This is a genomic window from Micromonospora rubida (assembly GCF_009908295.1).
GTDB classification, from domain to species: Bacteria; Actinomycetota; Actinomycetes; order Mycobacteriales; family Micromonosporaceae; genus Micromonospora; species Micromonospora rubida.
In genome coordinates this window covers 91,309-111,016 of the sequence record NZ_JAAALO010000013.1, presented here as the reverse complement: position 1 = coordinate 111,016, position 19,708 = coordinate 91,309, and the positions used below count along the sequence as shown (strand labels likewise).

The following is a 19,708-nucleotide window of genomic DNA, read 5'->3' as shown; positions in this document are numbered from 1 at the left end:
GGGGTGGGCGGGGGCGGGGTGGGCGGGGGCGGGGTGGGCGGGGGCGGGGTGGGGGCGGGGCGGGGTGGGGGCGAAGAGGATTCGAGGGTTGGTGACCGGCGGTCGGGGTATCCGGGGACGATCGGGAGAGCAAAGGAGATGCCGCGATGGTCAACGTCGGTTACACCCTGATGTGCGAGCAGGCCGGCCCCAAAGAACTGGTGGACCACGCGGTGCGCGCCGAGGCCGCCGGCTTCGACCAGCTCGTGATCTCCGACCACTACTACCCCTGGCTGGACTCCCAGGGCCACGCCCCGTACGCCTGGTCGGTGCTCGGCGCGGTCGCCCACGCCACCAGCCGGGCCGAGCTGATGTCCTTCGTGACCTGCCCGATCCGCCGCTACCACCCCGCCGTCGTGGCGCAGAAGGCCAGCACGATCGGGGTTCTGTCGGACGGCCGGTTCACCCTCGGCCTGGGTGCCGGGGAGAACCTCAACGAGCACGTCGTCGGCGGCTGGCCGCACGTGCAGCAGCGGCACGAGATGTTCGAGGAGGCGTTGCAGATCATCCGGCCGCTGCTCAACGGCGAAACACTGACCTTCTCCGGTAACCACTACGACGTGCCCGACGCGTACGTCTGGGACCGGCCCGGCCAGCCGGTGCCGATGGCCGTCGCCGCGTCCGGCCGGCAGTCGGCGACGCTCGCGGCCGACTACGCGGACGGGATCGTCGCCACCGAACCCGACCCGCACATCATTCAGATGTACGACGAGGCGGGCGGCGCGGGCCAGCCCCGGTACGGCCAGGTGGCAATCTGCTACGGCCCGGACGAGGCGGAGTGCCGCAAGATCGCGCACGACCAGTTCCGCTGGTTCGGGATGGGCTGGAAGGTCAACGCCGACCTGCCCGGGCCGGACTCGTTCGCCGCCGCGACCCAGTTCGTCAGCGAGGAGGACGTCGCCGAGGGGATCTCCTGCGGCCCGGACGTCGACCGGCACGTGGAGGCGTTCAAGAAGTTCGTCGACGCCGGCTTCACCCACGTCGCGCTCGTCCAGATCGGCGGCGACACCCAGCCGATGTTCCTGGACTGGGCCCGAGAGGAGCTGCTGCCCCGGCTCCGCGAGCTGTGACGGCCACGGTCCGGCCGAGGAGCCCGTCCGCTGCGGTCCCGCCGGTGCGGCTCTCCCCACCCCGGGCGGGTCCGGGCGCTGGTGCTGGCCGGGCCGACCAGCGACCCGGCCGCCCGCACCCAGCTAGCACAGTTCGGCCGCTGGCTGGTCGACACCCTGCGCGAGGCGCCGTTGCAGGCCCCGATCCTGCTCCGCGACGTCTGGGTCGCCACCACCGCCCCGTCCGAGGTCGCCGCAGCGGTACGCGCCCTGCTCGCCTCGCACTAGGACAAGGACCGCCATGCGCATCGGCAACACGGAGATCCGCCCGCTCGGCGGTGGCCTCGGCTGCCTCCTGATGATCCTCTTCTCGGTCCTGGCCTCGATCGCCCTGACCGTCCTCCTCAACCTCCTCCTCTAACCCCACTCCCACCCCCACCCCGCTCACCGCTCACCCCGCTCACCCCCCGCACCCCACACCCCGCTCACCGCTCACCGCTCACCGCTCACCGCTCACCGCTCACCGCTCACCGCTCACCGCTCACCGCGATCTTGCACTTCCGGCCCCGGCAATGGGGTTTTTGCCCCTTTGGTCGGGGCCCGAAGTGCATGATCGACGGAATCCGGGGCCAGCGGGCCAGAAGTGCATGATCGACGGAATCCGGGGCCAGCGGGCCAGAAGTGCAAGATCGACGGGGTACGGAGCCGCCGGGGCCCGAAGTGCAAGATCGACGGGGTACGGAGCCGCCGGGGCCCGAAGTGCAAGATCGACGGGGTACGGGGGGTGGAGAGGGGGCGGGGTGGGTGGGTGGCCGGACGGAGCAGCAGCCCGTAGGGGAGGTTGACGGTGCGGCGACCGGTGGAGGCGGCCAGCGGTTCCCCGGGCAGCTGCACGGGCAGCACCACGGCCGGGGCCACGCCCCGGGCGATCACGGCGAGCAGCGCATGCGGTTTCAGTTGCCCGGTCGGGGCGGCGTTCACGGGCCGAGCGTCGAGAGCGCCGGCAGCGAGAAGGCGACGGCACGACGTAGAAGGCTCCGGCGATAGTGATCGTTCCGGAAGGGCACGCCGGGCCGGGGGCCGAGGGCCGGGGCCGGGGCGCGTGCTGGTCAGGCCGGGTTCAGGTCGAGCTCGGCGAGCACCGGATAGTGGTCGGAGGCGTACTCGGTCTCACCGCCGCGCCGCACCTCGCAGGACCGGACCAGCCGGGCCAGCGTCGGGGTGGCGAACAGGTAGTCCAGCCGCATGCCGGAGAACTCGGCACCGCCGCCGTGTCGCGTGGGCGCGGTCAGCCCTTCGTCGCCGGGCGCGAGCGCGGCGTGCAGGTCGACCAGGTCGGCGGCGGCGAGTCGGGCCACCGCCCGGGTCTCCACCGTGCGACCGTCCCGGCGCAGGTGACGGCGGCGGTACGCGGACGACAGCCGGGCGACCCGGGCGGTGTGGTCGGTGCCCGGGTCGAGGGTGTTCAGGTCCCCGGCCAGCAGCGCCAGCTCCCCGGGTGCCCGGCGGACGGCGGCGGCCAGCCAGCCGGCCTCGACCCGCCTCCGCAGCCCGGTGTACGGGTCGAGGTGGGCGGCGAGCACGGTGAACGGCCCGGCGTCGGTGGCCACGGTGACCCGTACGGCGGCGTGGTGGAACGGCCGGCGGACCGGGCCCGCCGCGCGGACCCGCAGCGGCGGACGGACCAGCACGGCCACCGGCTGGCCGAGGCAGGACCGGGCCAGGTACGGCCACATGCCCACCTCGGCGGCGAAGCCGGCCAGCACGTCGCCGGAGTCGAAGCCGCGCAGCTCCTGCACGGCCAGCAGGTCCGGCCGCTGCGCGGCGACGACCCGGGCCACCCGGTCCAGCCGGCCGGGACCGGTCCGGTCCCGGCCGCCGGTCTTGATGTTCCAGGTCATCAGCCGCAGCATGGCGCGGGTCAGTCCGGCCGGCCGGCCTTGGCCAGCTCGTCGTCCAGCTCGTCGACCTGCTCGGAGTTGATGGCCGGCTGGTTGCCCTCGGCCAGGTCGGCGTTGGGGCGGATCGCCCAGTAGAGCAGGCCGATCCACAGGGCGCTGAGCAGGATCGCGCCCATGAAGTCGGTGGGGTGGTGCATGCCCCGGTACATCCGAGAGGTGGCCACGCCGACCGGCATGATCACGGCCAGGGCCACGAAGATCCACCGCCACCAGCGGTCGGTGCGGGGGAACACGATGACCGCGATGGCGAGCCAGAGGCAGATGGTGGCGGCGATGTGCCCGGACGGAAACGACGAGGTCGGCATCTGCCCGTCCAGGTTCTCCACCGGCGGGCGGGGCCGGTCGACGACGTGGGCGGAGGCGAGGAAGAGGGTCAGCTCGCCGAACATCGCCAGCGCCACGAAGAGCACCGGTCGCCAGCGTCGCCACACGGCGAGCACCAGCGGGCAGAACACCAGCGAGACGATCAGGATCGCGTGGGTGTCGCCGAGCTTGCTCCACCACCAGCTCACGTCGGTCAGCGTGTCGGTGTGCCGCTCGGCGAACCAGCGCGGGATCTCGGTGTCCAGGGTGCCGAAGAAGGTGTCCTTGGCGTGGTAGCTGACGAACGTGCCGAAGGCGTACAGCGCGCCGAACACCAGCACCCAGCCGACCAGCAGCTCGGCGACGGTGGAGCGGGGGTGGTCCAGCACGTGCTCCTCGGCCGGGGCGGGGGCGATGTCGTGCCCCGCCTCGGGCTCCAGGCCCTCGGTCAGCGGCGGCACCGGCCGGCCGCGCTCGCGCCGCCACAGCCGGAAGGCGTACGCGGTGATGCCCAACCAGGCCGCGCCGAGCAGCCAGCCGCCGATCACGTCCGAGACGTAGTGCACGCCCAGCGCGATCCGGGTCAGCCCGACCAGCGCCACCAGCGCGGCGGCGATGGCGATCGCCGGCTTGCGCCAGCGGGGCGCCATGGCCGGCAGGAACACCAGCAGCAGCGCACCGTACGCGACGAACGAGCCGAGGGCGTGGCCGCTGGGGAAGCTGTTGCCGGGGGCGCTGGCGATCGGCACGTCCACCACCGGGCGGAGCCGACCGACCACGGCCTTCAGCGACGGGTCGAGGATCAGCCCGCCGACCCCGGTGATGATCAGGTAGACGGCCAGCCGGGCCTGGCGCCGGATCAGCAGCCCGATCACGGCGACGCTGACCAGCCAGATCAGCACCGGCCGCCCGCCGAGATCGGTGACCGCCTGGAGCACGGTCACCAGGGCGCCGTGCGGCGCGACGAGCCCGTTGAACCACTCCGCGACCTCGTGGTCGGCGTCGTTCAGCGGGCTCCAGTGGAAGCGTACGAGCATCAGCAGCAGGCCGAAGGCGACCCCCGCGCCGCCGACGGCCACCAGCCCGGCGATGCTCCGCTCAGCGAAATGGCCGAGTGGTCGCCGCACCGCCTCTTTGACCGCGGTCATCCCGCACCTCCCTTGTCTGTCCTGGCGAGGCGGTTTACCCGGTTCGCGGGTCGCGTACACCGTGGGGTGTCGCCGACGGGGTCAGAGCGAGGTCATCTCGCCGGTGTCGTGGATCTCCTCGCGCTCGGCCTCGGGCTGCCACCGGTCCGGTTGGGCCGGCTCCCGTACGCCGATCCGCATCGCCTCCAACTGGGCGGCGAAGGCCAGCCCGCCGAACAGCGCCATCCCGGTGAGGTTGGCCCAGAGCAGCAGCGCCATCATCCCGGTGAGCGCCCCGTACGTCTGCCCGAACCCTTCGCTGACCTGCACGTACACGGCGAGCAGCAGGCTGGCCAGCCACCACAGCGCGGTGGCGATGCCGGCGCCGAAGAACAGCCAGGACAGGCCGGGCTGCTTGCGCCGGGGGGCGTGCCGGAACAGCATGGCCACGGCGAGCACGGTCAGCCCGAGGCTCAACGGCCAGCGGACCAACTCCCACGCGCCGTGGGCGAACTCGCCCCAGTCGTAGTGCCGCCGCACCGAGTCGCCCATCGCCCCGCCGCCGACGAGGATCAGGAAGCCGGTCAGCGCCGGGACGCCGGCGACGACCGCGAGCACGGCGGCGCGCAGGTACTTCCACAACGCCGGGCGGTCCCGCTCGACGCCGTAGATCCGGTTCGCGCCCCGCTCGATCTGCGCCATGGTGGTGGTGAGCGCGAAGAGGCCGGTGAGTAGGCCGAGGGTCAGTGCCAACTCGCCGGCGTCCTCGGTGCGCTCGCTGTCGACCAGCAGATCCGCCACCATCGCATCGCTCTGCCCGGGGGTCAGGGCGAGGACGGTGTCGGCGACCACCTCGCCGCCCGCGCCGGCGCCGAGGTCGGTGATCAGGCCGGTGAGGGCGATCAGGAACGGCACCACGGCGAGACAGAGCTGCAACGCGAACGCCCGGGAGTGGCTGAACCCGTCGCCGTAGCGGAACCGGACGAACGCGTCCCGCAGCAGGCACCAGCCGCCCTGCCGGCGCAGGGTGTGCCAGGCGTCGTCGGCCGACAGCTCCTCGTCGGTCATGAGCCGGGTCTCCGGCACCATCCTGGTGCTACTCACGTCGGGCCTCCTCGACCAGCTCCTCGCCCCGCTCTCCGGCTGCGGAGGCGTCGACGGCCAGGTCGGGCGTCTCCTCGGGCTGCGGCACGCAGAGCCACAGGGCGCGGGGACGGATCTCGGCCACGAGCCGCCGCCCGGGGGAGATAAGGTCGCCGTCGAGCTCGCGCGGCTGGGCCCGGTTGCTGGTGATCTCCACCCGGCGGGCGCGGAAGACCTCCATCCGGGGCACGCTGCCCTGGCGGCGGGCCAGCGCCCAGCCCATGGCCAGCCAGTGCCGCAGCGTGCGCGGGGTGAGCACGGCGACGTCGAGCCAGCCGTCGTCCGGTTCGGCGCCGGGGAGCAGGGTGACCCCGCCCTGGAGCCGGCCGACGTTGGCGACCAGCACCGAGCGGGCCCGGCGGCGCAACCGCGGCCGGTCGTCGATGCGGATGGAGACCTTCATCGGCCGGTCCCGCAGGTGCCGGGCGGCCCCCACGACGTACGCGGGCCAGCCGATGCGGGCCTTGGTGGTCTCCGAGGTGGCGTCGAGCATCTGCGCGTCGAAGCCCATCCCGGCCATGACGGTGAAGTAGTTGTCCTCGACCTCGCCGACGTCGAGCTGCCGGCGCCCCCGCTCGACGGCCACCTCCAGCCCGGCGGCCAGGTCGGTGGAGAGGCCGAGGTTGGCGGCGAGCAGGTTGCCGGTGCCCTGGGGCAGGACGGCCAGGGCCACGTCGGTGCCGACCAGGCCGCTGACGCAGGACATCACGGTGCCGTCCCCGCCGCAGGCGAAGACCACGTCGACGCCCGCCTTGACGGCCTCCTCGGTCTGACCTCGGCCCGGGTCGTCGGGGGTGGTCTCGAACCACAGCGGCTCGGGCCAGCCGGCGGCGGTGAGGGCGGCGTCGACGGTCTCGCGTAGCTCGTCGAGATCGGTCACCTTCACCGGGTTGACCACCACCGCGGAGCGCAACCCGCCGTCGGTGGGGGTCGAACGCATGTCCTGCTCAGCATCCACGGCGCTAGTGTGCAGCAACTCCGACCGGGCGGCGACCCGGCAACCGGTGAGGTTGCGCGCACCGAAATCAGGTTTGCGGGAGGGAGGTGCCGCTTCTGCCCACCTGGCGGCCGAGAAGGCTCCTCCCTCCCTTTTTAGGCCGCCATCCGCAGGGCGTTCTCCACCCGGCGACGCAGGTCGGCCAGGTCGAGACCGGCCTCGGTGAGCACCAGGGCGGCCGTCCCGCCGGCCTCGCGGAGCAGGCCGAGCAGGATGTGCTCGGTGCCGATGTGCCGGTGCTTCAGCCCGAGCGCCTCCCGCACCGCCAGCTCCAGCACCTTTTTCGCCCGTGGCGAGAACACTCCGCCGGGCTGCTGCCGGCGGAGCCAGCGGCGGCGTGGGCCGGGGGTGGCCTCGCGCAGCGCGTCGGGGCCGAAGGACTCCTCGACCCGGGCGACGACGGCGGAGAGGTCGATGCCGATCTCGCGAAGCGCGGCGACGTCGACCTCGGCGAGCCCAGCCCCGCCGTCGGCGGTGTGCCGGGCGACGGCGGAGCGTAGGTCGTCGGCGCGGATGCCGACGTCGCGCAGCAACCGTGCCGCGAGGCTGTCGGCGTCGGCGAGGACGGCGAGCAGCAGGTGCTCGGTGTCGATCTGGCGCTGGCCCGCGGCCCGCGTCTCGTCGCGGGCCGCGCGAACCACCTCGCGGGCCCGGTCGGTGAACCGTTCGAACATCACGCCTCCCAAGAGCTCGGGGTCGCCGGTCGCCCGGCGTGCTTCTTGTGGACCGCCTGCCGGCTGACCTCTAGGACGTCGGCGATCTCCTGCCAGGACCAGCCCTGCCGTCGGGCGTTGTCCACCTGGACCACCTCCAGCCGTTCGAGGAGCCGGCGCAGGGCGCGCACGGCGCGCAGACCGACCCGGGGATCGGTGCTGCCGGCTGCCGCCGCGAGTTCCGTTGCCTGACTCATGTCGTCAACTTACATTGACAGCGCCAGTGTGTCAACAAAAGTTGACACTCGGTGCACCCCCGCGCCCTGCCAGGCCCTCACGTTCGATCTGGACCGCCCTGGTTGCGCCGGGGCGGTTCATCGTTGGACCGTCACCCCCGCCGGCTGGACGAAGATCTCCCGGCGGGCCACGGCCTCGCCTTTGGCGTCGAGCTGGTAGCCGTCGAGCCAGATCCAGTGGTCGTAGGTGACCAGGTCGTGCCGAACTTTGATCAGGCGGAACATGATCGGCTTGGTGAACTGCACGCTGCACGCGGCGGTTACGTGAAGGACGTCGCCGGCCTTGAGTTCGATCATCGGCGAGGGCAGTAGCGTCGCCATGCCCTGATCCGGGCCTTGGCCACCTCGACCAGGGGACACCCGCCGCTCGGGCGACAAGCGGCACACCGCCGGTGCTTATGCCAGTCGAGGGCACGCCAGGCATCCAGGATCAACAGGGGCAGCCGACGCGCAGTCACCGCGCCCTGGCCCGGCGTACGACCGATCCGGCCGCACCGGACGTGCCTGCCGCCCGGGCGAGGTCAAGCCGGTCCCGACCCCTCCAGATCCACGAGACGCAGGAGTCCCACCGAAAGTCCTGGCGCAGCTTCACGAGTTCGAGGTGTCGGGCGTCTTGCAGCGCCATCGGTGCCTCCCACGGGGTCCGGTTTCTGCGGCACCCCGCCCCGCCGAGCCCAGCTCCACCAGGGCGGGGGTACTCACACACCGCCAGTTGCCCAGGTGTCAAATTGGGGACCCCCAATCCGGGATCGCCGTTCGGGGAGATCAGACCGTGCATACGTTCAGACCATGGCTGCTGGACCGGGCGACCTGATGGGCCCTTACGAGATCGCCCAACGTCTGGGCGTCTCCCGGTCCCGGTTTCAGCAGATCGTGAACCGGCCCACCTTCCCCAGGCCGTACCGGGAACTGCGCGGCATGAAGGTCTGGTTGGCCGAGGACGTCGAGGCGTGGATCAAGAAGTACCGCCAGCCCCAGCCGCCAGCGGACGAGGACACCCCGGGCTGACCAACGCCCCCCATACGGGAGGCGACGGCTTCAGGCTCCGCGGCTCAGATGGCTCGGGGAGAGATACCAGCACGCCGACGATCAGGACCATCACTACGACACAGACGGCCATGAGCTCGCGCCCCCGGTGACCCCACCGATCCGGCCCCGCGCGCTCATCCACGCCACTACGCTCGGTCACAGAGGCATCGTGGCGCGGGGAGGTGAGGCCGGATGGCCGCAACCGCCGACGCGCCGGTGGTGGCCGCGATCGGTTCGTCGGACGACACCCTCCAGGTCGTCCGGCTGGCGGCCCGCGAGGCCGCGAGCCGCAACCGCCCGCTCAGCCTGCTGCACGCTTTCAACTGGGCGGCGGCCCTGGAGGCCCCCTCCGAGGCCGGCCCACGCACCGAGGCCGAGGACCTGCTCGAACGGGCCGCCGCCGCAGCCGGCGAGGTGGAACCGGCGCTGCCCGTGAGCGGGGAGATCGTCGAGGGCTCCCCGCTGGGCGCGCTGATCCGTCGCTCCGAGTCGGCGTTCCTGGTCGCCGTCGGTGACGGTGGAATGTCCCGCTGCGAGGACTGCATCCCCGCCGACGCGCTGGCGGTGCAGCTCGCCGCCCAGGCCGGCTGCCCGGTGCTCGTGGTGCGCCCCGAGCCGCCGCCGCCGGGCCCGGTGCTGGTCGGCGTCGACGGGTCGGCGAGCTCCCGGGCGGCGCTGGGGTTCGCCTTCGACTGCGCCGCCCGCCGGTCGGCCCCGCTGCTCGCCGTCCAGGTCACCGAGCCGGCGCGAACGGTCGGGGGCGGCGACCCGGCCGGGTCCGCCGAGGACGCCCGCGCCGAACTGGTCGAGGCGGTGGCCCGGTACGGACGGCGGCACCCCTCGGTGCCGGTCGAGTGCCACAGCGTCCTCGGCGACCCCGGGAACGTCCTGGTCGACCGGTCCCGCTCGGCGCAGCTCGCGATCGTGGCCGGCAGGGGGGACGAACCGCTGCGCGGGATGCTCGGCGCGGTCAGCCAGTCGCTGCTATACCACTCCCCCGCCCCGGTCATCGTCGTCCGTGGACTCGTTCCCACCACGCCGGACGGGGCATGACGCCCGCAGGTCCCGGGACCAACGGCCCTGCCCGCTCCCCGGTTGGGCGACGAGGCTGAATGCGCCGGGTAGCCGGGACACCGGATGCGAAAATCCCCGATTCGCGAGAGGGTAACGCAGCATGGACACCGCTGTAGACCTGCACAGTCCCCTGACCGATGACGAGCTGCGCCGGCTGGACGCGTACTGGCGGGCGGCCAACTACCTGACCGTCGGGCAGATCTACCTGCTGGACAACCCGCTGCTGCGGGAGCCGTTGCGGCCCGAGCACGTCAAGCCGCGGCTGCTCGGCCACTGGGGCACCAGCCCCGGCTTGAACCTGCTCTACGCCCACCTCAACCGGGTCATCGTCGACCGGAAGCTGCCGACGATCTTCATCACCGGCCCCGGGCACGGCGGCCCCGCCCTGGTGGCGAACACCTGGCTGGAGGGCACCTACAGCGAGCTGTACCACTCGGTCACCCGCGACGAGGCGGGCATGCAGCGGCTGTTCCGCCAGTTCTCCTTCCCCGGTGGCATCCCGAGCCACGTCGCACCGGAGGTGCCGGGTTCGATCCACGAGGGCGGCGAGCTGGGATACGCGCTGAGCCACGCGTACGGTGCCGCGTTCGACAACCCGGACCTGCTGGTCGCCTGCGTGATCGGCGACGGCGAGGCGGAGACCGGCCCGCTCGCGGGGAGCTGGCTGTCCAACGTCTTCCTCAACCCGGCCCGGGACGGGGCGGTGCTGCCCATCCTGCACCTGAACGGCTACAAGATCGCCAACCCGGCGGTGCTGGACCGGATCCCCACCGACGACCTGCTGAACATGATGCGCGGCTTCGGCTACCAGCCGTACGTCGTCGCCGGTGACGACCCGGCGACCGTGCACCAGCTCCTCGCCTCGACCCTGGACCGGGCGGTCGACGAGATCGCCGACATCCAACGCCGGGCCCGCTCCGGCGGCGCGGTCGAGCGCCCCCGCTGGCCGATGATCATCCTGCGTACGCCGAAGGGCTGGACCGGCCCGGACAAGGTCGACGGCAAGCAGGTGCAGGGGACGTTCCACGCCCACCAGGTGCCGATCGCCGAGGTGCGTGACAACCCGGAGCACCTGGCCGAGCTGGAGCGCTGGCTGCGCAGCTACCGGCCGGAGGAGCTGTTCGACGCCACCGGCGCACCGGTCGCCGAGCTGGCCGCGCTCCCCCCGAAGGGCGACCTGCGGATGAGCGCCAACCCGGTCACCAACGGCGGTACGGTGCTGCGCGACCTGACCCTGCCGGACTTCCGGGAGTACGCGGTCGACGTCGAGCGGCCCGGCGAGCCGACGGCCGGGGCCACCGGCGTGCTCGGCAACTGGGTCCGCGACGTGATCGCCGCCAACCCGCAGACGTTCCGCCTGTTCGGCCCCGACGAGGTGGCCTCCAACCGGCTCGGCGCGGCCTTCGAGGTCACCGACCGGGCGTTCGTCGGCGAGACCACGGCCGACGACGACCACCTCTCCCCCGACGGCCGGGTGATGGAGGTGCTCTCCGAGCACCTGTGCCAGGGCTGGCTGGAGGGCTACCTGCTGACCGGCCGGCACGGCATCTTCACCAGCTACGAGGCGTTCATCCACATCGTCGACTCGATGGTCAACCAGCACGCCAAGTGGCTGAAGGTGACCCGGGCCATCCCGTGGCGGCAGCCGGTGGCCTCGCTGAACTACCTGCTCTCCAGCCACGTCTGGCGGCAGGACCACAACGGGTTCTCCCACCAGGACCCGGGCTTCATCGACCACGTGATGAACAAGAAGGCCGAGGTGGTCCGGGTCTACCTGCCGCCGGACGGCAACACCCTGCTGTCCACGATGGACCACTGCCTGCGCAGCCGGCACTACATCAACGTGGTGGTGGCCGGCAAGCAGCCCGCGCCCAACTGGCTGACCATGGACGAGGCGGTCCAGCACTGCCGGCGCGGCCTGGGCATCTGGGACTGGGCCAGCACCGACGACGGCGACGAACCGGACGTGGTGCTCGGCTGCGCCGGGGACGTGCCGACGCTGGAGACCCTGGCCGCCGCCGAGCTGCTCCGCCAGCACCTGCCCGGGTTGAAGGTGCGGGTGGTCAACGTGGTCGACCTGATGCGCCTCCAGCCGCCGTCGGAGCACCCGCACGGCCTGCCGGACAACGAGTTCGACACCATCTTCACCCGCGACAAGCCGATCATCTTCGCGTACCACGGCTACCCGTGGCTGATCCACCGGCTCACCTACCGCCGGGCTAACCACGACAACCTGCACGTGCGCGGGTACAAGGAGGAGGGCACCACCACCACGCCGTTCGACATGGTGATGCTCAACGACCTGGACCGGTTCCACCTGGTGATCGACGTGATCGACCGGACGCCGGGCCTGGCCTCCCGGGCCGCGCGCCTGCGCCAGGAGATGGTGGACGCCCGGCAGGCCTGCCGCGACCACACCCGCCGCTTCGGCGAGGACGACCCGCGGGTCGCCGAGTGGCGCTGGATCCGGGAGACGGCCCCCGAGGCAACGAAAGGCGGACCCGGTGAGCGCGAGGAGTGAGCTTGCGAGCCCCGCAGTCGCGAACGAAAGGCGGACCCGATGAGTGACGAGATCCTGGTCGGCTACGACGGTTCCGCCGACGCCACCGTCGCCCTGAACTGGGCGCTGGACGAGGCGGAGCGCACCGGACGGCCGGTCCGCCTGGCGTACGTCTTCGAGTGGGTGACCGTGGCCGGGTGGATCGGCCCCGGGGTGGCCCCCGGCATCTGGCCCGACGAGACCGCCCGGCGGCAGGTGGAGGAGCTGGTCCGCAAGGCCGCCGCCGACGCCACCGCCGCGCGGCCCGGGGTGACGGTGCACGGCGAGGTGTTCGACGGGCCCCCGGCGCTCGTGCTGGAGGAACGCTCCGCCGAGGCCGGCCTGCTCGTGCTCGGCAGCCGGGGTCACGGCGGATTCGGCGGGCTGCTCGTCGGTTCCACCGCCGTGTCGGTGACCGCACACGCCCACTGCCCGGTGGTGGTGGTCCGTGACGCCGCCGCCGCAGGCCGCGCCGGGCGGGTGGTGGTCGGGGTCGACGGGTCGCCGACGTCGCTGCTGGCCCTCGGGTTCGCCGTCGAGCGGGCGGCCCAACGGCACGTACCGCTGCACGTGGTGCGGGCCTGGGAGCCGACGGCGGACGGCGGCCCCGCCCCCGACGACGCGGTGGCGGCGGAGCGGGCGGCGCTGGGTGAGCCGCTGGCCGAGTGGCGCAGGACGTTCCCCGAGGTCGAGGTGACCGTCGACGTGGTGACCGGCCGCCCGGCCCGCGCGCTGATCGAGGCGAGCCGGGACGCCCAGCTCGTGGTGGTCGGCACCCGGGGCCGGGGCGGGCTGCGCGGCATGCTGCTCGGCTCAGTCGGCCAACAGCTCATCCAGCACGCCTACTGCCCGGTCGCGGTGATCCGCGAGCGCCGTCAGTCGCGCAGCGAGAAGTAGTCCTCCTCCTGCGCCAGGTGCCCGCCGATCCCGTCGACCAGGCGGCGGATCTCCACGTGCCCACGGCCCAGGCGGCCGGGGCCAGCGCGGCCACCGTCGCCGCCGCCCACAGCCAGTCCGCCGCGGTGCGTCGGCCGGCGAGCCACAGCCCCGCCCCGGCCAGCACGCCCACGGTCAGCGCGGTCAGCGGCCCCCACTCGCGCCCCCGCGCCCAGTGCCGCCGCACCGGCTGCTCCGGCACGCACTCCCGCGCCTCGGTGCCCACCTGCGGATCCTCTCAACGACGGGTACCGGCGAGGATGCCAACGGACGAATCATCCGTCCGACCTGCCATGATCGGCGGAGGCGAAGCGCCCGCACGGGACGAGGCCCGCGTCCCGTGCGTCCGGGCAGCCCGTGCCGCAGGATGGAGCGGCAACCCCGCCCGGAGCACCGCCGGGCTGGGGCACGATGGGCAGAGACGAAAGGTCGTGACGATGAGCCACGAGACGCCGGACCGTGCGTTGACCACCGCCCTCGCGGAGGCCGCCGCGATGGCCGGTCACGCCCCCTCGGTGCACAACACGCAGCCGTGGCGCTGGCGGGTCCTGCCCGACGCCCTGGAGCTGCGCGTCGTGCGGGAACGCCAGCTGAGCGCCGCCGACCCGGAGGGCCGGCTGGTCGCGCTGAGCTGCGGCGCGGCCCTGCACCACGCCCGGGTGGCACTGGCGGCCGAGGGCTGGGCCTTCGTGGTCGAGCGGATCTCCGACCCGACCGATCCGGAGCTGTTGGCCCGGGTCACCGGCCTCAAGCGCGCCGGGGCGGACCCGGACGCCATGCACACGGTGCAGTGCATGCAGGTCCGGCACACCGACCGGCGGCCGGTCAGCGACGAGCCCGTGCCGACCCCGGTTGTCGACGACATCACGAAGGCAGCCGCCGCCGAGGGCGCCCAGTTGCAGATCCTCAACGCCGACCAGGTGATGGAGCTGGCCGCCGCTGCGTCGCGCGCCGGGTCGGTCGAGGCGGAGGACCCGCAGCTGCGCGATGAGCTGGCCTACTGGACGAGCCGTACGGGCACCGGCACCGGTCTGCCCCCCGAGGTGCTGCCCGACCAGGCGCCGCAGACCACCGTGCCGGGTCGGGACTTCGGCCGTCCCGGCAGCCTGCCGGTCGGCCAGGGCCACGACCGGACGGCGGTGTACGGGCTGCTCTTCGGCGACGAGGACGAGCGGGACAGCTGGCTTCGGGCCGGTGAGGCGCTCTCCGCGGCGTGGCTGACCGCCACCCGGCTGGGCGTGTCGATGGTGCCGCTGTCCGGCGTGGTGGAGGTGGAGGGCACCCGGCAGGCCCTGCGCCAGGTGCTCGCCGGGATGGCGTACCCGTACCTGGTGCTCCGGATGGGGATCGCGGACCCGGCGCACGCCGGCCCGCCGCACACCCCGCGGCTGCCCACCGAGCAGGTCGTGGACACCTCCGCGGTGCGCTCCACGGACGCGTGAGGGCCAGGCCCCGCCCGGCCACCGGGGCCATGAGCCGCGAGGCCACGGGCGATAGCATCGGTCGGTGGCCAGCAGCACACCGAACCCGATGCACGATCACGTCACCCCGTCGCTGGGGCTGAGCCCGCTGTCGCGGGTCCGGCTCGACGAGCTGCTCCAGGAAATGCTGGACCGGGTGGGCGAGGTGGTCACCAGCCGGGAACGGCTGCGCGCGCTGCTCGACGCGGTGGTCGGCATCGGCACCGACCTGGACCTGCGCAGCACCCTGCAACGGATCGTGCAGTCCGCCTGCGATCTGGCCGGCGCCCGGTACGGCGCGCTCGGGGTGATCGGCTCCGACCGGCTGCTGCACGACTTCGTCGTGCACGGCATCGACCCCGAGCTGCACGCGAGCATCGGCGAGCTGCCGCACGGCCGGGGCGTGCTCGGGCTGCTCATCGACGACCCGCACCCGGTGCGGATGCCGGACATCACCAAGCACCCGCAGTCGTACGGCTTCCCACCGAACCACCCGCCGATGCACAGCTTCCTCGGCGTGCCGGTGCGCATCCGCGACCAGGTGTTCGGCAACCTCTACCTGGCCGAGAAGCAGGGCGCCGCCGAGTTCACCGAGGACGACGAGGAGATCGTGGTGGCGCTGGCCGCCGCGGCCGGCGTGGCGATCGAGAACGCCCGGCTGTACGCGCTGGCCCACCGGCGGGAGCGCTGGCTGGCCGCCACCGCCGAGATCACCTCGGTGCTGCTCGGCGAGGTGCGGCGCACCGACGCGCTGACCCTGGTGGCCCGCCGGTCCCGGGAGGTCGCCGAGGCGGAGCTGGCCGTGGTGCTGCTCTACGACGAGGACGCCGGCGAGTTCACCGTGGAGGTGGTCGACGGCGCCGACGAGCGGGCCCGGGAGCTGGTCGGGGCGGTGCTGCCGGCCGCCGAGACCGCCTTCGCCGGGTCGGTCACCGGGCGGCGGCACGAGCTGGTGGAGAACCTGGCCGAGGCGGCCCCCTGGCCGGCCCCGGTGACCGCCGGGCCGGCGGTGGTGTCCCCGCTGGCCGCCGCCGACACCCTGCACGGCGTCCTGGTGATCGCGTACGGGCCGGACCGGGGCGGGGCCACCGACGACGACGTGGCGCTGCTGGGCAGCTTCGCCGGGCAGGCCGCGCTGGCCATGGAGCGGGCCCGGGGGCAGGAGGAGCGGGAGCTGCTGGTGGTCCTGGAGGACCGCGAGCGTATCGCCCGTGACCTGCACGACGTGGTGATCCAGCGGCTGTTCGCCACCGGCCTGCAGTTGCAGAGCGGCGCGATGAACGCCCGCCCCGAGGTGGCCAAGCGGATCAACGCGGCCGTCGACGACCTGGACGCCACCATCCGGGACATCCGGCGGACCATCTTCGAGCTGCGTACCCCGATGAGCGCGGCGCTGCGCACCGAGATCCGCGAGGCGGTCGACGTGGCCGCCGGGTCGCTGGGCTTCCGGCCGACGCTGGAGCTGACCGGGCCGATCGACAGCGCCGTCCCCGAGCCGATCCGGCCCGACCTGACCGCCGTGCTGCGCGAGGCGCTGTCCAACGCGGTCCGCCACGCCGAGGCCAGCCGCGTCGCGGTGGCGGTCCGGGTCGACGGCGGCTGGGTCACGGTCACCGTCACCGACGACGGCCGGGGCTGCGACCCGGCCGCCGCCCGGGGCGGCCTGGTCAACCTCCGCGAGCGCGCCGAGCGCCACGCCGGCGACTTCGAGGTACGCCCGGCGATCCCGCACGGCACGGAACTGCGCTGGTCGGTCCCGCTCCGCGACTGACCCCCGCCCCTCGGCCCGTGACCTGCCCCTCGGCCCGTGCCCCTCGGCTCCGCGATCGCGCCGGCTGTCGCGACGCCTCCGATGGCGTCGCGATGAAGTGATACGGTCTGTATCACTTATCCGGACTGCCGCCAGCGGAGGAGCCACCGATGCGCCATGCGGAGACGTGGACCGAGGAAGAGTTCGTCGGTCTGGACTGGTACGGCCGCGACCTGTCGGGGCATCGCTACCGCAGGTGCGTCTTCCGTGAGGTCGACCTCACCGAGTCGACCAGCACCGGGGCGCAGTTCGAGTCGTGCGTCTTCGCCAACTGCCGGCTGAACGCCTCCACCCACACCGCATCAGCCTTCGTGACCTGCGAGTTCCGGCGCACCTCACTGTTCACCGCCACCCTCACCGGCTGCAAGCTCAGCGGCAGCACCTTCGTCGAATGCAAGCTGCGTCCGATCTCGGTGACCGGCGGCCAGTGGCGAGGGGTCGTCATGCGTGGCGCCGAACTCGCCAGGCAGGACCTCACCGGCGTGCCGCTACAGGATGCCGACCTGTCGGAAGCGGACCTGAGCCACGCCTGCCTACGGGGTTGTGACCTCTCGGGCGCGACCCTGCGCAACGCCAACCTCCACGAGGCGGACCTCCGCGGCGCGAACCTGGCGGGCGTCGACCTGGGGGCGGCACGACTGCGCAACACCAAGCTGGACCTGACGGGTGCGGTCGTACTGGCCGAGGCCCATGGCGCGGTCGTCGACTGACGCCCTGCCGGCGCTGTCCCCGGGGCGCTCGGCGGTCGCCCCGCCCGCCCCGCCCGCCCCGCCCGCCGCGCTCGGGCAGTCGGGCAGGTGGACGTGGCGGCCGAAAGCCATCGGCCGCGTCCCCGCCAGTCGACCTCGGTCGGCTCAGGTGCCGCGGTTCCCGCCAGTCGACCTCGATCGGCTCAGGTGCCGCCGTTCCTGCCCGAGCGGGGTGCTGGGATCAGCAGCGCCAGCAGTGCGCTGAGGAGCGCGATGCCGGCGCCGATCCACATGACCGCGTGCATGCCGGACATGAACGCGCGTTCCGTTGCCGTCGTGATCGCCGCCGCGGCCAGCTCGTTCGTCCGCGCGGCGAGTGGAGCGATTCCCTGCTCGGCCAGGCCGGTGTGCGCGACGACCTGTTCGGCGATCGCGTCAGGGACATCTGCGCGATGCAGTTCGGACTGTAGCGTCCGTGCGACGATCGTCGCGATCACCGTCCCGAAAACCGTGGTGCCGAGCACACCACCGAGCTGGTTCGCGGTGGTTTGCAAACCGCCCGCCACCCCGCTGTGTCGGGCGGGCGCCGTCCCGATGACGGTCTCGGTCCCGGCGACCACGACGATTCCCATGCCGGACCCCAGCAGGATCAACCATGGCCACTGCTGGCTGTAGGGGGAGTCCGCCGACAGGCCGACCAGCCCGAAGAAGCTGGCCGCGAGCAGCGCCATCCCGAGCACCAACGGCCAGCGCGCCCCGAGCCTCTCGGTCAGGCGTCCCCCCAGCGGCGAGCTGACCATGAACACCGCCATCAGCGGCAGCAGGCGAACACCGGTCTCCAGCGGCGTGTAGCCGTGCACGTTCTGCAGATAGAGGCCGATGGAGAACAGCACCCCGTACAGCGCGAGGTTGCCCGTTACGAGCAGGACGACACCGACCGACAGAGCGCGGGAACGAAACAGCGACAGCGGAAGGAGCGGAGCGGGAGCGCTGCGCTGTCGAGCCACGAACCCCAGGAGAAGAATCAGGGCCGTGGCCACGCTCGCGGCCCCGTACCCCCACCCTCGGCCGTGCGCGCCGGTCAGCGCCCAGACCAGCACGAACAACGCCGCAGCCAGCATGCTGGCACCGACGATGTCGAAGCGGTCAGCGCGGCCCGGGGCGCGGCTCTCGTCGATCCAGCGAACCGCGAGCACGGCGGCGAGCATTCCGATCGGCACGTTCAGCAGGAAGATCGCCGGCCAGGACAGGTACTCCACCAGCAGCCCACCGACGATCGGTCCGGCGGCTGCGGCGAACGCCGATGCCGCACCCCACGTTCCGATGGCACGGCCCAGCTCGGCCGGCGGGAACGCCGACCTCAGGATCGCAAGGGTGTTCGGCACCAGCAACGCCCCGGCGAATCCCTGCAACACCCGGAAGGCGATCAGTGCCGGGGTCGACAGCGACAGACCGCACCCGAGAGAGGCGAGGGCGAAACCGACGACTCCGATCACGAAGATCCGGCGCCGGCCGAACCTGTCGCCGAGCTTGCCGCCGACGATCAACGTCACCGCCAGGGCGAGAAGGTAGCCGTTGGTCACCCACTGCAGACCGGTCATCGACGAGCCGAGTTCGCGGGCGATCGTCGGGTTGGCTATGTGGACGACGGTTCCGTCCAGGCTGACCATCACCACGCCCAACGCCACCGCGACGAGGGTCAACCGTCGCTTCCGCCTCGACAGGCCCGGGTCTACTGCCTCGATCACGCCCACGCAGCCCTCCAAGTGAAACACGCTGTATCAGTTGCGACAGGTTGTATCATTTATTGGGTGGGTGACGCTACTGAGCTCAACGTGGCCGACCATGGGATGCGGCAGGACGCTCGACGCAACCGGGACGCCGTGATCGCCGCGGCCATCCGGTTGCTCGCGGCCGACCCCGAGGCGAGCATGCGGCAGATCGCCGAGGCCTCCGGCGTGGCGCGAATCACCGTCTACCGGCACTTTCCTACGCGGGAGCACCTCATTCAGGCGCTCATCCACCTCGTCGTCGACGAGGAGAGGGCCGTCGTCACGACCGCGATCACACCGGGGGCCACGGCCGCGACGGTCTTCCACCGTCTTGGCCCCGGGATCATCCGAGTCGGCGAACGCTACCGCTTCCTCGACAACCGTCGTGGCGCGGCTACCGACGCGCCGCTGCGCCGCCCTGCGGCCGACGAGCCGCTACTGGTGTGGTTGACCGACGCCGCCGACCGGGGTGAACTCCGCACCGACCTCCCACCCGAGTGGGTGTACGCGATGATCCACGGCCTCGGCCGCGCCGCCAACGAGGAAGTTCTTGTCGGGCGCAGAACCGCCGAGGAAGCCGGTCAACTGCTCGGCCACACACTGGCCCACGCCTTCCTTGCCAGTGCGTGACGGAGCACCTCGCCGCGATGACCGTCGTCATCCGGCGCAGCCGGACCACCGCCCAGCCGTCGCCCGGTCCCTGACCGCCTACGGCCGCTGGCCGCTGGCCGCTGGCCTGACCTGACGACACTCACCCCGGGCGTGCCTGGCGTGTGTCGACGCAGCCACCCTTTGGTGGCGACGATGTGCACGGTGGCGTCGGGGTGCAGG

18 protein-coding genes and 1 pseudogene are annotated in these 19,708 nt (G+C 72.7%); 10 read left to right on the top strand and 9 right to left on the bottom strand.

Features of this window, described 5'->3' with window-relative positions; translation table 11 throughout:
* The first annotated feature begins 146 nt into the window (after window positions 1–146).
* Together GVV04_RS29705 and GVV04_RS29700 are read left to right on the top strand one after the other, a co-directional pair.
* Window positions 147–1,109 carry a TIGR03557 family F420-dependent LLM class oxidoreductase gene (locus GVV04_RS29705; protein ID WP_161692320.1) on the top strand — a complete coding sequence of 321 codons (963 nt, stop codon included), beginning with the start codon at window positions 147–149 and terminating at the stop codon, window positions 1,107–1,109.
* An 81-nt stretch (window positions 1,110–1,190) separates the two neighbouring features.
* Window positions 1,191–1,376, top strand: a complete 186-nt coding sequence (locus GVV04_RS29700) for a hypothetical protein (protein WP_201754359.1) — start codon at window positions 1,191–1,193, stop codon at window positions 1,374–1,376.
* An 821-nt stretch (window positions 1,377–2,197) separates the two neighbouring features.
* Here GVV04_RS29700 and GVV04_RS29690 read toward each other — a convergent pair.
* From GVV04_RS29690 to GVV04_RS29660, 7 genes and pseudogenes are all read right to left on the bottom strand, one after another.
* Complete coding sequence (locus GVV04_RS29690) at window positions 2,198–2,989, bottom strand: endonuclease/exonuclease/phosphatase family protein (protein ID WP_407938855.1); 792 nt, start codon at window positions 2,987–2,989, stop codon at window positions 2,198–2,200.
* A 20-nt stretch (window positions 2,990–3,009) separates the two neighbouring features.
* Window positions 3,010–4,500 carry a phosphatase PAP2 family protein gene (locus GVV04_RS29685; RefSeq protein WP_161692318.1) on the bottom strand — a complete coding sequence of 497 codons (1,491 nt, stop codon included), beginning with the start codon at window positions 4,498–4,500 and terminating at the stop codon, window positions 3,010–3,012.
* Between the two features lie 81 nt (window positions 4,501–4,581).
* Window positions 4,582–5,583 (bottom strand): YihY/virulence factor BrkB family protein, encoded by a 1,002-nt coding sequence (locus GVV04_RS29680; RefSeq protein WP_161692317.1) that lies wholly within the window; start codon window positions 5,581–5,583, stop codon window positions 4,582–4,584.
* A complete protein-coding gene (locus GVV04_RS29675; protein WP_161692349.1) occupies window positions 5,576–6,562 on the bottom strand; it encodes a diacylglycerol/lipid kinase family protein in 987 nt (328 codons plus the stop codon). The genes GVV04_RS29680 and GVV04_RS29675 overlap by 8 nt, the downstream gene beginning before the upstream one ends.
* A 152-nt stretch (window positions 6,563–6,714) precedes the next feature.
* A complete protein-coding gene (locus GVV04_RS29670; protein ID WP_161692316.1) occupies window positions 6,715–7,293 on the bottom strand; it encodes a Clp protease N-terminal domain-containing protein in 579 nt (192 codons plus the stop codon).
* Window positions 7,293–7,529 (bottom strand): helix-turn-helix domain-containing protein, encoded by a 237-nt coding sequence (locus tag GVV04_RS29665; RefSeq protein WP_161692315.1) that lies wholly within the window; start codon window positions 7,527–7,529, stop codon window positions 7,293–7,295. The genes GVV04_RS29670 and GVV04_RS29665 overlap by 1 nt, the downstream gene beginning before the upstream one ends.
* Before the next feature lie 132 nt (window positions 7,530–7,661).
* A pseudogene (locus GVV04_RS29660) lies at window positions 7,662–7,865 on the bottom strand (hypothetical protein); the annotation flags it as partial.
* 492 nt (window positions 7,866–8,357) lie between these two features.
* On the opposite strand from GVV04_RS29660, the gene GVV04_RS29655 reads away from it, so the two are divergent.
* The 4 genes from GVV04_RS29655 to GVV04_RS29640 all read left to right on the top strand — a co-directional run bounded on the left by GVV04_RS29655 (window position 8,358) and on the right by GVV04_RS29640 (window position 13,107).
* Window positions 8,358–8,576, top strand: coding sequence for a helix-turn-helix transcriptional regulator (locus tag GVV04_RS29655; RefSeq protein WP_201754358.1), 219 nt, complete (start codon window positions 8,358–8,360; stop codon window positions 8,574–8,576).
* A gap of 213 nt (window positions 8,577–8,789) precedes the next feature.
* Window positions 8,790–9,650, top strand: coding sequence for a universal stress protein (locus GVV04_RS29650; protein WP_161692314.1), 861 nt, complete (start codon window positions 8,790–8,792; stop codon window positions 9,648–9,650).
* 121 nt (window positions 9,651–9,771) lie between these two features.
* Entirely contained in the window at window positions 9,772–12,192 is a 2,421-nt protein-coding gene (locus GVV04_RS29645) for a phosphoketolase family protein (RefSeq protein ID WP_161692313.1), read from the top strand.
* A 39-nt stretch (window positions 12,193–12,231) separates the two neighbouring features.
* Entirely contained in the window at window positions 12,232–13,107 is an 876-nt protein-coding gene (locus GVV04_RS29640) for a universal stress protein (RefSeq protein ID WP_161692312.1), read from the top strand.
* Here GVV04_RS29640 and GVV04_RS34160 read toward each other — a convergent pair.
* Window positions 13,086–13,217, bottom strand: a complete 132-nt coding sequence (locus GVV04_RS34160) for a hypothetical protein (protein WP_268926378.1) — start codon at window positions 13,215–13,217, stop codon at window positions 13,086–13,088. The genes GVV04_RS29640 and GVV04_RS34160 overlap by 22 nt on opposite strands.
* Before the next feature lie 366 nt (window positions 13,218–13,583).
* On the opposite strand from GVV04_RS34160, the gene GVV04_RS29635 reads away from it, so the two are divergent.
* The 3 genes from GVV04_RS29635 (at window position 13,584) to GVV04_RS29625 (ending at window position 17,126) form a co-directional block, all read left to right on the top strand.
* Window positions 13,584–14,588, top strand: a complete 1,005-nt coding sequence (locus GVV04_RS29635; RefSeq protein ID WP_161692311.1) for an Acg family FMN-binding oxidoreductase — start codon at window positions 13,584–13,586, stop codon at window positions 14,586–14,588.
* 88 nt (window positions 14,589–14,676) lie between these two features.
* Entirely contained in the window at window positions 14,677–16,377 is a 1,701-nt protein-coding gene (locus GVV04_RS29630; protein ID WP_161692346.1) for a sensor histidine kinase, read from the top strand.
* A 149-nt stretch (window positions 16,378–16,526) separates the two neighbouring features.
* Complete coding sequence (locus tag GVV04_RS29625; protein WP_161692310.1) at window positions 16,527–17,126, top strand: pentapeptide repeat-containing protein; 600 nt, start codon at window positions 16,527–16,529, stop codon at window positions 17,124–17,126.
* Window positions 17,127–17,308: 182 nt separating this feature from the next.
* Here GVV04_RS29625 and GVV04_RS29620 read toward each other — a convergent pair whose 3' ends face one another.
* A complete protein-coding gene (locus GVV04_RS29620; RefSeq protein WP_201754357.1) occupies window positions 17,309–18,859 on the bottom strand; it encodes an MFS transporter in 1,551 nt (516 codons plus the stop codon).
* Window positions 18,860–18,940: 81 nt separating this feature from the next.
* Here GVV04_RS29620 and GVV04_RS29615 point away from each other — a divergent pair, with 81 nt between their 5' ends.
* Window positions 18,941–19,507, top strand: a complete 567-nt coding sequence (locus tag GVV04_RS29615) for a TetR/AcrR family transcriptional regulator (protein ID WP_161692309.1) — start codon at window positions 18,941–18,943, stop codon at window positions 19,505–19,507.
* Window positions 19,508–19,708: the final 201 nt, after the last annotated feature.

Coding starts and splice junctions, on each gene's coding strand:
- GVV04_RS29705 (WP_161692320.1), top strand. CDS start 147: ATGGTCAACGTCGGTTACACCCTGATGTGCGAGCAGGCCGGCCCCAAA.
- GVV04_RS29690 (WP_407938855.1), bottom strand. CDS start 2,989: ATGACCTGGAACATCAAGACCGGCGGCCGGGACCGGACCGGTCCCGGC.
- GVV04_RS29685 (WP_161692318.1), bottom strand. CDS start 4,500: ATGACCGCGGTCAAAGAGGCGGTGCGGCGACCACTCGGCCATTTCGCT.
- GVV04_RS29675 (WP_161692349.1), bottom strand. CDS start 6,562: ATGCGTTCGACCCCCACCGACGGCGGGTTGCGCTCCGCGGTGGTGGTC.
- GVV04_RS29670 (WP_161692316.1), bottom strand. CDS start 7,293: ATGTTCGAACGGTTCACCGACCGGGCCCGCGAGGTGGTTCGCGCGGCC.
- GVV04_RS29665 (WP_161692315.1), bottom strand. CDS start 7,529: ATGAGTCAGGCAACGGAACTCGCGGCGGCAGCCGGCAGCACCGATCCC.
- GVV04_RS29655 (WP_201754358.1), top strand. CDS start 8,358: ATGGCTGCTGGACCGGGCGACCTGATGGGCCCTTACGAGATCGCCCAA.
- GVV04_RS29650 (WP_161692314.1), top strand. CDS start 8,790: ATGGCCGCAACCGCCGACGCGCCGGTGGTGGCCGCGATCGGTTCGTCG.
- GVV04_RS29645 (WP_161692313.1), top strand. CDS start 9,772: ATGGACACCGCTGTAGACCTGCACAGTCCCCTGACCGATGACGAGCTG.
- GVV04_RS29640 (WP_161692312.1), top strand. CDS start 12,232: ATGAGTGACGAGATCCTGGTCGGCTACGACGGTTCCGCCGACGCCACC.
- GVV04_RS29635 (WP_161692311.1), top strand. CDS start 13,584: ATGAGCCACGAGACGCCGGACCGTGCGTTGACCACCGCCCTCGCGGAG.
- GVV04_RS29630 (WP_161692346.1), top strand. CDS start 14,677: ATGCACGATCACGTCACCCCGTCGCTGGGGCTGAGCCCGCTGTCGCGG.
- GVV04_RS29625 (WP_161692310.1), top strand. CDS start 16,527: ATGCGCCATGCGGAGACGTGGACCGAGGAAGAGTTCGTCGGTCTGGAC.